This window comes from Desulfosporosinus sp. BICA1-9, from assembly GCF_000802135.1.
In genome coordinates this window covers 52701-66007 of the sequence record NZ_JUEE01000015.1, presented here as the reverse complement: position 1 = coordinate 66007, position 13307 = coordinate 52701, and the positions used below count along the sequence as shown (strand labels likewise).

Genomic DNA, 13307 nt, shown 5'->3' with positions numbered 1-13307 from the left:
ATCGCAGTCCTCTTTTCTCATTAGTAACATCAGGCTCACTTGGGGAGATCTTCCCGAATCTGTTCAATCAGACCCACTTGTACACATTCTCTGGCGACGCGGATGGCATTCATAATTGCCTTCGCTTTCGAACTTCCGTGACAGATAATGCTAATCCCATTCACTCCAAGTAAGGGTGCTCCACCATATTCCGCATAGTCCATCATTTGAGCAATTTCTTTTAAGCCCGGTTTTACAGCGAGAGCACCTAGTTTTCGAACCAGGTTCGAAGTAATTCTCTCCTTAATCTGCTCAAACAATACCCCGGCCAAGCCTTCTAAGGTTTTTAGCAAGATATTACCCGCAAAACCATCACAAATCACCACATCAGCACGTCCATAGGGAACATCCCGTCCTTCAACGTTACCCATGAAATTAAGAGGACTTGCTTTTAGCAAAGGGTAAGTCTTCTGGGTCAGTTCGTTGCCCTTTCCCTCTTCGCTCCCAACATTTAATAGACCCACGCGTGGATTTGAAATCTCCAAAATTTTCTGGGCATAGATGTTACCCATTAAAGCGAATTGAGAAAGTTGCTCCGGAGTAGCATCCATATTTGCCCCTACATCGAGGAGGAGTTTCCCACCTTCCGGAGTCGGCAGAACCGTGGCAATGGCTGGGCGTTCGATTCCCTTGATCCTCCCCAAACCCAAAAGGGCAGCAGCCATTTGGGCACCTGTACTTCCAGCACTTACGACGGCATCAGCATCTCCCTGCTTGACTAATTTGGTCGCTACAACAATCGAAGAATCCTTCTTTTTACGAACGGCATTGGCCGGATGTTCGTCCATCTCTATAACTTCAGAAGCTCCATAGACTGAAATATTCTTCAATTTCGAGTCAGAGAGTAGTGGTCGTATCCGTTCTTCTTGCCCTACCAAAATTAGCTGTACATTCGGATTTGCTTCTGCTGCTATCAGGGTACCTCTGATTATCTCTTCTGGGGCATGATCACCACCCATTGCATCCACAGCGATTCTCATTGTTTCATCTCCTTATCCCCACACCCAATCAATCATCGATCGCGAAAAGAATCCAATTTCCACGGAGTACTTCCTCTGAATTGACGTTTACTGTTACTTGAACCCAATATTTATTCTGTTTTCGTTTCTCTACTTTTCCTTCAGCAACAGCAACCTCACCTAATCGAACGGGTCGTAAAAATTTTAAATCAACACTTCCGGTTAAAGCCATCGGCGCATCTACTAAGGCAATCGCTAAGGAATTTGCTTGGGCAAACAAATAATGCCCCCGAGCCACTCGCGCCTTGCTTAAAACCATGCTCTCTTCAATCTTCAACTCAGAACGAGCTCTTTCCCCAACCTTTAGTTCTACTAAATTTCCGATCAATTCCTGATCATCTAAGGATTTTAAGGACGAATAAACTTCTTGGGCTACGACCCGAGTTCGTTCTCGAAGTTCCGGGATCCCCAGTACGCCTCGATCTAAACGTATGGTTGAGACACTCACTTTAAACCTCTCAGAAAGTTCCTCATCGGTAAAAAAAGGATCCTTGGCTAGAGCTTCCCCTAAAACCTTACGCCGTTCTTCTTTATGATAACGACCCATGTATATCACCATTTCTCATCATGCATTTTTCCAATCACTTCGCCTAATGACTAAAACTACTTATGTAAGGTTTGAAACCCTATGTGCATGCAACATGTCTCGTGTCTCGTGCTTCGTGCTTCGTGCTTCGTGCTTCGTGCTTCGTGCTTCGAACCTCGAACCTCGAACCTCGATTTTAGTACCTGGTCACAATTATAGACTATCTTAAGATACTTATCAAGAAATAAACCTGTCGAAAGCCTTCGGAAAGTAAAAAACAAAGAACTCTTATGCAAAGAGTTCTTTGTTTTTAGCGTATAAGCTTTATGCTTCAACTGTAATAACTGCCTTAGAATTATAGAACCCACAACTTGGGCATATATAATGAGGCATTTTTGGCTGATGGCATTGGGGGCATTTGATGTGGTTCGGTGCAGTTAGTTTCCACATAGCCCGACGTTTACGCACTCTTGATTTCGATTGTCGATGTTGCGGAACACCCATAGTTACACCCCCTTTATGTTTTAAAAACTTTATCAGTCATTGGTTTGCCACTTTTCCAGTGCTGCTAACCGAGGGTCCCTGACACCTTCCCCGCAATCACACGGGGTCAGATTTCGATTTGCACCACAGGTCGGGCATAGCCCCTGACACTCTGCTGAACATATAAACTTCATCGGTAAAGCTACTACAATTTGTTCAAGAATTCGATCCTTAATATCAATCTCATCTTTATCCAAAAGGAGAGCTGTCTCTAGTTGATCGTCTGTTGCAAGCGTTCGGAAAACCCATTCATCTTGGAAGGAGAGATTTAAGGGATATACGAACGACTCCAGACAACGTCCACACATAGCTTTAAGTTCTGTGTGAATCGTTCCATTAACGAGCATCGCTTTACTTGTGTTGTTTACCTGAAGTTGTACGCGTACCGGTGCTTGAAATGAGAGGGCTTCAATTCCCAAATCCAGAGCAGAAAAGTCTTCCACTAAATCAAAATGGACACTTTCTCCACCTCTATAACGAACCTGAGCTACATTCACTTTCATATTACCACCCCAATACACATTCATTATTATAGTTGGCACATTTTTCTTTGTCAAGGGAAAACTCTTTACCACGTACTTTGGATGGTATTATTCATTTTCACGGATTAATTCATTCGTATCCAGCGCAATCATCAATTCTTCATTAGTTGGTATTACGAGAACCCGACATCGAGCGTGAGGTTTAGAAACATCTACTTCCTCACTTCGAACCTTATTTTTCTCACGGTCAAGGCTTACGCCAAGGTAATCCAGGTTTTTACAGATCGTTTCTCGCATGCTGGCTGCGTTTTCGCCAACGCCTGCCGTGAATATTATGGCATCGACTCCACCCAACACTGCGGCATAAGCACCAATATATTGCCTAACATCATGTTCGAAAATATCTAAGGCGAGTCGTGCACGGGCGTGTCCTTGTTCTGCTGCCACTTCGATGTCCCTGAAATCACTGCTTATCCCCGAAACCCCTAAAGCTCCGCATTTTGTATTGAGAAAATCATTCATTTGATCAACGTTAAAGCCTTCTCGACACATAATGTAGGTCACAATGGCCGGATCCAAGGCACCAGAGCGCGTCCCCATCATCAGACCGTCTAAAGGAGTAAAGCCCATTGATGTTTCAATCGATCTCCCTCCTCGGATGGCAGCAATCGAGGCCCCGTTTCCTAAATGACAACTGATAATCTTTAGTTCTTTGAGTGGTTTCTTGAGAAGAATCGCAGCACGTTGACTGACATATTTATGAGAAGTCCCATGAAAACCATATTTCCGAATTCCATATTTTTTGTAATATTCATAGGGTAATCCATAAATATAACTGTCTGGTCGCATGGATTGATGGAAGGCAGTATCAAAAACTGCCACTTGGGGAACTCCAGGCATCATTTTCTGACAAGCTTTGATTCCTGCAATATTTGGAGGATTATGGAGGGGGGCCAGCTCAATACAGTCCTTCAGAGCCTTCATGACCGCTTCATCAATAACTACGGACTTTGAAAACCTTTCCCCCCCGTGAACCACACGGTGCCCGATTCCAGAGATTTGGGTTAAATCCTTAATGGCACCGTATTCAGGGGAAATCAAGGCCTCTAGTACGAGCTTAATAGCCATGGTATGATTTGGGATTTCAGACCTAATGACGTGTTTTTCTCCTGATCCCGTTCGATGAGTAAGCACCGACCCCTGAAGACCAATGCGATCAACCAGTCCTTTGCCTATAGCATTCTTTGTGGCCATATCAATCACTTGATACTTCAGAGAAGAACTACCACAATTTATAACCAGTATTTTCATTGTTAATACCCCTTTTGTGTTTTCCAATCTTTAGTCGATAAGTATTATTCTATAGTCTTCCCTGAAAAATTAGTTTTCCACTTCTTAACTTGCTCCATTTCTTTCCACCTTTGATTATATATCTTAAAAGAGTGTAGCACAAAATCTTTGGTTTTTTAACCCCTTACGCCATTATTCTCCTAATTTCAGAAGATTTCGCCAAAGCTACTGCGCGACCAAGTTGTATTGCCTCTTCAGCACGATCAAAGTGAAAACTTCCGATATGTCCAATATCCGGTTGGATTAGCAGATCTGCACCATGGCAACGGGCCTGAAACACTTCCTCTTCGAGTATTTCAATGGACTGGAGTAAAATATCCATGGCACTAGTTAGTTTGTTAACTAGTCCTTTTTTTACATCCACTGCTAAAACTCTCTCCGCCCCCATTTCCCGAGCAATATGTATAGGTAAACGATTTTTAACGGCACCATCGACCAGGAGACGACCCTGATAACGATAGGGTTTAAAAAAACCGGGGATAGAAATACTCGCTCGAACTGCTTGAGCTACACTACCTTCACGAAATACGACAAGCTCCCCGGACTCGATGTCAGTCGCTACGACCGCTAAAGGAATTTTCAGGTCCGAAAATGACATATCTTTGGTTAAGAGTCGAATAACTTCAAGTATCCGATCTCCTTTGATGAGTCCTGCTTTAGAAACGGCAGGATCGAGAATCTTCTTAGCAAAACCTGGATACGTCAACAATCGCTCAATCCGATAAAGATCCATTCCAGAACACAACAAAGCGCCGAATATAGCACCTGCGCTACATCCGACTACAACGTCCATACTAATTTTTTTTTCTTCAAGTACTTGTAAGATACCTAAGTGGGCGAACCCTCGAGCGCCTCCGGCGCCCAAAACAAGTCCTCTTATAGGATTCATGGATAGTTTCCTCCTTACCAAGACTTCTAGGGCCTGGCATACTTCCATATAAATTATGTAGGAAGGTGAAGGAAGGTGATATTTCTATGTCTAACGTTACCCGGGTCTTGGCCTTGAGCCTCCTTGCCCTCGGCATGTTTATGTATCCACAGGAAGTGCTTAGTTCTGCCGGTGGTGGCTTGACCTTATGGTGGCGTTTTGTCCTCCCTGCATTACTCCCCTTTTTTGTTCTCTCCGAACTGCTGATGGCTTCAGGATTTGTTCATTTTCTTGGTGTTCTGCTGGAATCTTTTATGCGTCCGATCTTCCGTCTTCCTGGCAAAGCAGCTTTTGTCGTAGCTATGGGCTATACGTCAGGCTTTCCGATGGGGGCAGTACTCACCGCTCGGCTTCGTAAAGACGGAGAAATTTCCCGGGAGGAGGGGGAACGTCTCTTAGCTTTTACTAATAATCCCAGCCCAGGCTTTATGTTTGGTGCCGTTGCCTCAGGTATGTTAGGTAAACCGGCACTCGGAATCCTGTTAGCCAGCTCAGTTTATTTGGCAAATTTGATCGTTGGCTTCTTTTACCGTTTTTATCGAGTAGCTTCTAGTTCCCCGCAACGCCTGCAGCTTCCCTCTTTCAAACGGGCTTGGAACGAAATGAAAAATGCCCAAAGTAGAGACAACCGTCCCTTCGGACAGGTCCTTGGGGATGCAGTCAAGCAAAGTACTAACACCGTTCTGATGGTAGCTGGTTACATGGCTTTTTTCTCGGTGATTCTAAGACTCTTAAACCTCTGGCACATCACCTTGTTTCTGGCGTCCCTAAGTCATATGGTTGTCCAAGGCATTCCTATTCCCGTTTTTCAGGCCTTTTTCAATGGTCTTTTTGAAATGACGTTGGGTTGTCAGGAAGCAATCCGAGCGCTTTCCTCCCTCCATCAACAAGTAGCACTTCTGACCTTAATTATGGGCTGGGGTGGACTCTCTGTGTTTGCGCAAGTTGCTGGATTAATCAGCGGCACGGATTTGCGCTTCTCGTCCTTTGTAATCGCCCGCGCACTCCAGGCAATTCTGGCAATGGGTCTGAGCCAGCTTTTCCTCATAGTTGCTAAGGTACCCACCGCGACGCTTCCCATTCAAGTTCCAGACACTACCGCCCTGGTCTGGAATACTTGGCATTTAAGTTCTCTCGTATTTATTGGGATGATGAGCACTCTAATAGTTCTCGCCTTGATCCGAGTCCGCAGATCGTAGTTCGACCAGCGGCATCGGGTTCTCTGACATTAAGTAGGGTGAGATTACTCACCCTACTCATTTTCAGTGATGACAGTTTTCCGGTCCCGGTCTTCCTTAGCTAACCCCTTTAATTCCTCCCTGTTTTTACGCAGAGCCTGAAGCGTCTGGTATAGACTTTGTTCAACATGTTGAAGCATTTCATCAGCGTATTGTACAGCACCAGTCTTGACATCACGAGCAAATGTTTGCGCCTGCTTAACGATATCCTCGCCATAGCTCTGAGCTTGTTTAACCACTTCATTTTCTATCGCCATCTTATCAACGTAGGTTTTTCCACGCTCGATTAATTTTTGCGCTTCCGCTTCAGCTTCATCTAGAATACGTTGCCGTTCTTTTAAAACCCACTTAGCATTTGTTAGCTCTTCCGGTAAGGCTGCTCTCACTCGATCAAGCAACTCGAAGACTACAGAATCATCGACTAATACTTTTCCTGTCATGGGGATCTTCGTCCCATGATCTATGATCTCTTCAACTTCATTGAGCAAGCTCAGAATATCATTTTCCACTTATATCTCTCCCTCTTCATCATCAATTCTCTGTAGATACCATACTTTTGTGTCTCCGTATTCCCGTGATTTACGGACTTCAAACGGATAAATAGTATCATTACTCAATTCTTCATCATTGGCTGTTTCAGCAACAATCACTCCGTCTGGTGTCAAATAAGAGTATTTCTTTAAGGTCAATAGAACCTTAAGCACAAGCTCCTTACGATAAGGGGGGTCCAGAAAAATAAGGTCGAAAACTTCATTAGGGTATCTATCTATGTATTTAAAGGCATCCATCAAAAAGAGGTTGGTCTTTTGGCTTACCCCAATTTGATCAAGATTTTTCAGTATGACCTGATGCGCTTCAAAACTCTTTTCGACTAGCACCGCTTCACAAGAACCTCGGGAGAGCGCTTCAATCGCCAAGTTACCGGTTCCAGCAAAAAGGTCTAAAACCCGCGCATCTAAAACTTTGTCCCCTAGAACACTAAAAATCGCACCCTTTACTTTGTCCGAAGTCGGGCGTGTCTGCATTCCCTCGACAGCCTTAACCTGTCGGCCACGCATTTCACCGGCAATAATCCTCATACATCCTCCATACTGTATTATAGCAGAGCCTATTAAGCTTTACACTACAACTGCCAATCAGTTCACTTATCTCATGCTTTTACCCATTTTGCTACGAGAAATCCAGGGTTCCCTTGCTGACTTTCTTCCTGTTTCATTGCTTCGTTGAGTTTGATACCATTTATCATACTCAGATGCCGAAGCATCAAAAAATGGATTTTCCAGTTACGATTCCTCCATCTCTTTTATGTAATAGTATACCACAGTGAATAGCTAAATTTCCTGTATATCCTTGCTGTTTTTGTTAATACTAAAGATGGCAACGATGAACATTACTAATCATTGATTGCCCTTCCCCCATCCAACTCTTCCTTTCGTTTTTCCTCTCTGTTCACTGGAGCTTAATCGCCCCAGTGACTTTTTTAAGCTTAGTATAAGCGCCAGCCAAGTTATGTATAATTGCAATTTAAAGGAGTTATTAGTTTGAAAGAACATAATTTTTTGTGCCTTGAGCACAGCGAAAGGAATGAAACTTAAAATGAACAAATCTGATCTCTATCGACACCTCAATGTTCAGCTTGACTTAGCCGTGGAGGCCCACCAGCTCTTCCGGGGGGAAAGCGGGGAAGAAATACCAGGCGTTCGCATGAATGAAGAGCAACTCGAACACGCTAAAGTTACCATCATTACCGTCGAAACTGATGAAGGAGTTAATGCAATTGGTAAGCCAAAAGGACATTACATAACCATTGATGCACCTGAAATCCGTACTAATAATTATGTCATCCACGAAAACATCACCCATGTTCTTGCAGATCAATTAATTGAACTAATGGGTCTCAAAGAAGATGCTAGCATTTTAATCGTGGGGTTAGGTAATTGGAATGCTACACCCGATGCTCTAGGTCCTCAAGTTATTAACAAAACTATGGTTACCCGTCATCTTTTCCAACTTTCTCCGGATGAATTGAAAGGCCAAATGAGAAAAATCAGCGCCATCGCTCCTGGAGTATTGGGAATTACTGGAATTGAAACCGCTGAAATCATTCGGGGTATCGTAGAACATGTCAAGCCCGATTTAGTCATTGCCATTGATGCCCTTGCAGCTGGTTCCCTAGAACGGATTGGGACAAGCATTCAGCTCGCCGATACTGGAATCCACCCTGGTTCAGGTGTAGGAAACCGGCGAGCAGGCATTACCGAAGAAACGTTAGGCTGCAAAGTGATTGCCATCGGTCTACCAACAGTTGTCAATGCTGGCGTGATCGCTCATGATGTGGTTGAAGGGGTTTTTCAACAATTTGTTACCAGTCCTAAGTTATATCAACTATACAAGGGTATAAAACCAGAAACATTCAGTCAAATCATCGATGATGTTCTTTCCCCTTTCCAAGGAAACCTCATGGTAACACCTAAAGAAATCGATTCCCTAATTCAAACCGTAGCTAAAATTATTGCAGGTGCTTTAGCAATCAGCCTACATCCAGGTATTGATCGTGAAGATTACGAGCGTTACTTACAGTAATAGTTTATTCCATTTTCCTCCAGATTTGACTAAGTAGAAATACAATTGCGATTTGGTAGGTTAATACATCTGTTACGTAAAGTAGGGAAAGGGCCAGGTTACTTAAACCTGACCCTTTCCATTATGAGTTTATTGTTTTTGGGAATTGGGAAAACTTTTGTGTTTACGATTTGCAATCCCAATCTCCTGTGCGACTTCATACTTGAATTTCTCTAATTCTGGTGTGAGTTGGGCGATGGTTTTGCTTTGATTAGCCAATGCTTACACCTCCTTAGATTTTCTATATCAACGATTGAACGAATCAGACAGCAGACCTTCTTCGCTGCTGTCTAGTTAATTTGCATCCGCTTCTTGATGATATTATTTGACCATTTCATTAAAAAAATACTCGGCAAATCCTGCCAGAACTCAGGCTAATTCCATGAGAATATCCAACATCTTCTGTGTATTATTCATAAAAGCTCGCATAATTTGATAATGTTCTATTTCTTCATACTTAACAATTTTAAATCCATCTTGAATCTGATATATTCGCGCCTGGGGATAAGCCATTATGATGGGAGAATGAGTGGCAATGATAAACTGCGACCCTTGATGAACCAATTCATGTAATCTCGTTATCATTGACATTTGCCGCGAAGGTGATAAAGCGGCTTCAGGTTCATCTAGAATATATATCCCTTTCCCTCGAAATTTATTTTGAAAAACTGCAAAGAATGATTCTCCGTGAGATTGTTCATGGAGAGACCGGCCTCCATAGAAATTGATTAATGGCGGTCCAAAGGAAGGTTCTGAATCTAATTTATCGATATTCGTCGCCAAATTATAAAAACTTTCAGCTCGTAAAAAAAAGCCATCTTCCGGGCTTTTCAAGCCTTTGACTAATCTAATGTATTGATTCAAGTTGGAATGAGTTGCTTTCGAAGAAAAATTAAAATTCTTAGTGCCCCCTTCAGCATTAAAGCCATAGGCGACTGCTATTGATTCCAAGATAGTTGACTTCCCCGAACCATTTTCTCCAACAATAAAGGTTACTTGAGGATGAAATGATAGAGTTTCCAAATTCCTAATTGCGGCTAAATCGAAAGGATATTCGGTGAATGTGGGAACCTCTGCTCGATTTAATCTAACAGATCTTATGTACTGGTCCGATCTTCTTGATTCCATCTCCCCTAATGCACCCCAATCTTATCCGGCGGAAAACACCTCTGCACTTCTTGAAAAAGCAATTCATACTTCTCTGGGTTCTCTAACGCTCTCTGTGCCATCTGATAGGCCTTCTCGACAAGGAGCCCATCTCGCGAGAGATCAGCCAGACGTAATTCGGCCAAACCGTGTTGCCTCGTCCCTAATAGTTCCCCCGTTCCACGCAAGCGCATATCTTCTTCGGCAATTTTAAAACCATCTTCGGTTTCGCAGAGAACATCTAAACGACGACTGTTATTTCCAGCCATCAAAAAGCAATAAGACTGTTCACTCCCTCGTCCTACTCGTCCTCTAAGCTGATGTAACTGGGCGAGCCCGAACCGTTCTGCCGACTCGATCACCATCACAGAGGCTTTAGGAACATTAACCCCAACTTCAATCACAGTCGTTGCAACCAGAATATCAATCTCCCCGGCGTGAAAAGCAGTCATGATCGATTCTTTTTCCGCCCCCTTCATTCTTCCATGCAGAAGGGCGACACGACGCTCTGGAAACCGAACCTGAAGATCTGCCGCACGTTGCGTGGCAGAAATTAGATCGAGGGTCTCGGATTCCTCCACCAGTGGGCAGACCACATAAATCTGCAACCCTAGGTTGATTTGTTCATCCAGGAATTTTTCCATCTTTGGACGTTGTCGTTCCGTCAATTTTCGAGTAATAATGGTCTTTCGTCCGACTGGCATTTCGTCAAGTACCGAGAGCTGCAAATCCCCGTAGAGTGTCAAAGCTAAGGTCCGTGGAATCGGCGTCGCTGTGAGCACTAAAACATGAGGACTTTCACCTTTACTCTGAAGTAGAGTACGCTGCCGTACCCCAAAACGATGTTGCTCATCCGTAATGGCCAGACCCAGGGCTTTAAATACCACGGTCTCTTGAATAAGGGCATGGGTGCCCACGACGACTTGCGCCGTTCCATCTGCAATCTCTGCCAAAATCCCTTCCCGGAGACCTTTACTTTGACTCCCTAGCAAACAAACCACTGAAATACCCAGAGGGGTGAACACTTTCTCAAGGGACTTCAAATGCTGTAAGGCTAAGATTTCAGTGGGGGCCATCATTGCTCCCTGGTACCCTGATCCCACCGAGCGTAACAAGGCGGCCATGGCAACCGCCGTTTTGCCTGATCCTACGTCCCCCTGAACCAAGCGTGCCATTCCTTGTGATTTTTTCAAATCTTGGGATATTTCATGGATAACTCGTTGTTGGGCTGACGTCAGTTGAAAGGGCAAGCCCTTGTAAAAACTCTGGAGCAAACCCTCTCCCCCGATAAGCGGAGGGCTTCCCTCCCGGGCCAGGCCTTGACGCAATCCAGCAACTGCTAGTTGCAGAAAGAGAACCTCTTCCCATACCAGTCGGTTTCTAGCTCGAGACAGATTGGCATAATTCTTAGGAAAATGAATTTCTCGATGGGCTTGAGAACGCCCCATCCATTCTCGCAATTCTTCTTGGGGGAGGATCTCAGGAAACCCTTCTTCCACTTGATGCAAAATACTTTGCATGATACTGCGTATTACTTTTGAGGATAAACGCGCTGTTTCTGAATAAATCGGTAAAATAGTTTCTGAGTCTTGTTTATGCACATTCTCGAGACTACTTGCACCAACCTTTTCAATATCTGTCGCTAATATTTCCGGTACCTGTTGCTGCCAGCGCACCTTCCCCGTCACAATCACTTGAGTTCCCACAGGGTATTGTTTCAAAATAAACGTTTGATTAAACCAGGTCGCGTGGAACAAACGCCCTTGTTGCTCGATACTTAACTTAACGACTTTCAGCTTGCCGCTTGTCACATGCCCTGCAACTACTTTACCCTCAATGGTCGCCACTTCTCCGTCATTCAACTCTGCAATCATCCGCTTGCGACGATCTTCATACCGCCGTGGATAATAAAGCAGCAAGTCATGGACATTCTGTATCCCTAATTGCTCAAGTTGCTTCGCTCTTTCCGGACCAACCCCTTTTAAGTATTGGAGGGGCCTTGTTCGCAAGGAAGTACTGCTACGTTTTTTATGTATTTCCTGGACTTGGACACTGTGGTTTTCATCTTCTCCGCTCTTAATCGAGATCTCCTGCTTTTGGGGTGTTTTTTGCTCTTCTGACCTCTGCTTTTCCGTTAGTTCCTGATATTGTACCTGATCGAGTTTTTCAAGCTTATTCTCATTCTCAGGTTGTCCCTTTTTCTCGGGTTCTTCAACCTGTTTCTTCTGTGATCCAATATCCTCTTTTGTTGGTACACTTTGAGGGATAATATCCTCTGCCTCAAGCAGAACTTCTTGTATGAAGCGGCGGAGTTCAGAAAAAGCTTCTCTACGCCGAAGCGGGCTCCAGGTTGGATAGTTCTGAGCTAACTTTCCCAACAACTCCATGTCCTTTCCAGGAAAGAGCTGTTCCAGACGAGGGAGGATTCCCCGCAAAAATACATTAAATCCTCCCAACACCCCGGTATTCGTGAACCCTTGTTTTTCTTCTGCGGAAAGCGCCCGTTGAAAGTTATTAAGCACGAGCTGAATCTGAGTTAAGTTCATAGAAAATCAGCCCGAATTCGCCGTCCTGTGGGTGTTACCGCAAGCCCACCTTGCGCTGTTTCCTTCAACGAGCAAGGCATTTGTTTTCCTATCTCGCCCATGGTATCAATAACTTCATCAATAGGGATCGCACTCTTGACACCCGCCAGCGCCATTTCAGCTGCTGCCAAAGCAATCGTTGCTCCCGTTGCATTTCGTTTGACACAAGGAACCTCAACCAGTCCACCGACAGGATCGCAAACTAAACCCAGCATCGATTTCATGGCGATCGCTGCAGCATCGGCCGTCTGCCTCGGCGATCCACCCGCCAATTCCACAGCTGCCGCTGCTGCCATCGCTGCAGCAGACCCGATTTCAGCCTGACATCCACCCTCAGCTCCCGAGACACTAGCCCGCTCCGCAAGAATCATTCCTAATCCCGCCGCAGTAAAAAGGGCCAGTAAGAGTTCCTTCTCCGAGACTTGACGGGACTCCTCAACCGCTAACAAAACTGCTGGCAGTACCCCGCAGGAACCCGCAGTTGGTGCAGCAACTATTTTACCCATGCAAGCGTTAATTTCCGCTACAGCAAGTGCTTTAGAAATTGCCCCACTCATGACTTCACCCACTAAGCTTGCGCCGTTTTTTCGGTAACTCTCAACCTTTACTGCGTCCCCTCCTACCAAACCCGATAAAGAACGACGTTCCCCGATTAGACCGGCTGCGACGGATTCTCTCATAACCTTCAAGTTTGTGCTCATTCGTTGCATTAACGCTTCTTCCGATTGCTCTAATTCCTCTATTTGGTCTTGGAGAATAACTCCACTAATTTTCAGCCCTTTTGTTTCTGCCTCGATAACCCAATCTTCGTAGGCGCGCATAATTCGTT

14 protein-coding genes are annotated in these 13307 nt (G+C 44.5%); 2 read left to right on the top strand and 12 right to left on the bottom strand.

What is annotated here, in order from left to right; all coding sequences use genetic code 11:
• Window positions 1-35: 35 nt before the first annotated feature.
• The 6 genes from plsX to JL57_RS01575 form a co-directional block, all read right to left on the bottom strand.
• Window positions 36-1019 (bottom strand): phosphate acyltransferase PlsX, encoded by a 984-nt coding sequence (plsX, locus tag JL57_RS01595; protein ID WP_034140304.1) that lies wholly within the window; start codon window positions 1017-1019, stop codon window positions 36-38.
• 28 nt (window positions 1020-1047) lie between these two features.
• Window positions 1048-1605, bottom strand: a complete 558-nt coding sequence (gene fapR / locus JL57_RS01590; protein ID WP_034140303.1) for a transcription factor FapR — start codon at window positions 1603-1605, stop codon at window positions 1048-1050.
• A gap of 303 nt (window positions 1606-1908) precedes the next feature.
• Window positions 1909-2088, bottom strand: a complete 180-nt coding sequence (rpmF, locus tag JL57_RS33260; RefSeq protein ID WP_082075005.1) for a 50S ribosomal protein L32 — start codon at window positions 2086-2088, stop codon at window positions 1909-1911.
• Window positions 2089-2120: 32 nt separating this feature from the next.
• Window positions 2121-2630 (bottom strand): DUF177 domain-containing protein, encoded by a 510-nt coding sequence (locus JL57_RS01585; protein WP_034140302.1) that lies wholly within the window; start codon window positions 2628-2630, stop codon window positions 2121-2123.
• Between the two features lie 87 nt (window positions 2631-2717).
• Entirely contained in the window at window positions 2718-3920 is a 1203-nt protein-coding gene (locus JL57_RS01580; RefSeq protein WP_034140301.1) for an acetate/propionate family kinase, read from the bottom strand.
• Window positions 3921-4083: 163 nt separating this feature from the next.
• A complete protein-coding gene (locus JL57_RS01575) occupies window positions 4084-4848 on the bottom strand; it encodes a patatin-like phospholipase family protein (protein ID WP_034140300.1) in 765 nt (254 codons plus the stop codon).
• Between the two features lie 86 nt (window positions 4849-4934).
• On the opposite strand from JL57_RS01575, the gene ylbJ reads away from it, so the two are divergent.
• Window positions 4935-6086, top strand: a complete 1152-nt coding sequence (gene ylbJ, locus JL57_RS01570) for a sporulation integral membrane protein YlbJ (RefSeq protein ID WP_034140299.1) — start codon at window positions 4935-4937, stop codon at window positions 6084-6086.
• A 53-nt stretch (window positions 6087-6139) separates the two neighbouring features.
• Here ylbJ and JL57_RS01565 read toward each other — a convergent pair whose 3' ends face one another.
• Window positions 6140-6634 (bottom strand): ATPase, encoded by a 495-nt coding sequence (locus JL57_RS01565; RefSeq protein ID WP_034140298.1) that lies wholly within the window; start codon window positions 6632-6634, stop codon window positions 6140-6142.
• The gene (rsmD, locus tag JL57_RS01560) at window positions 6635-7204 is read right to left on the bottom strand and encodes a 16S rRNA (guanine(966)-N(2))-methyltransferase RsmD (RefSeq protein ID WP_034140297.1); all 570 of its coding nucleotides are present in this window, start codon (window positions 7202-7204) and stop codon (window positions 6635-6637) included. It lies immediately after the preceding gene.
• A 517-nt stretch (window positions 7205-7721) separates the two neighbouring features.
• On the opposite strand from rsmD, the gene gpr reads away from it, so the two are divergent.
• Entirely contained in the window at window positions 7722-8708 is a 987-nt protein-coding gene (gene gpr / locus JL57_RS01555; RefSeq protein ID WP_034140336.1) for a GPR endopeptidase, read from the top strand.
• Between the two features lie 129 nt (window positions 8709-8837).
• Here gpr and JL57_RS01550 read toward each other — a convergent pair whose 3' ends face one another.
• The 4 genes from JL57_RS01550 to sdaAA all read right to left on the bottom strand — a co-directional run bounded on the left by JL57_RS01550 (window position 8838) and on the right by sdaAA (window position 13299).
• A complete protein-coding gene (locus JL57_RS01550) occupies window positions 8838-8966 on the bottom strand; it encodes a small, acid-soluble spore protein, alpha/beta type (RefSeq protein WP_034140296.1) in 129 nt (42 codons plus the stop codon).
• Between the two features lie 150 nt (window positions 8967-9116).
• On the bottom strand, window positions 9117-9875 hold the full coding sequence (locus JL57_RS01545) for an AAA family ATPase (protein WP_034140295.1): 759 nt from the start codon (window positions 9873-9875) through the stop codon (window positions 9117-9119).
• A 5-nt stretch (window positions 9876-9880) separates the two neighbouring features.
• Entirely contained in the window at window positions 9881-12439 is a 2559-nt protein-coding gene (gene recG / locus JL57_RS01540) for an ATP-dependent DNA helicase RecG (RefSeq protein ID WP_034140294.1), read from the bottom strand.
• Window positions 12436-13299 (bottom strand): L-serine ammonia-lyase, iron-sulfur-dependent, subunit alpha, encoded by an 864-nt coding sequence (gene sdaAA, locus JL57_RS01535; RefSeq protein ID WP_034140293.1) that lies wholly within the window; start codon window positions 13297-13299, stop codon window positions 12436-12438. The genes recG and sdaAA overlap by 4 nt, the downstream gene beginning before the upstream one ends.
• Window positions 13300-13307: the final 8 nt, after the last annotated feature.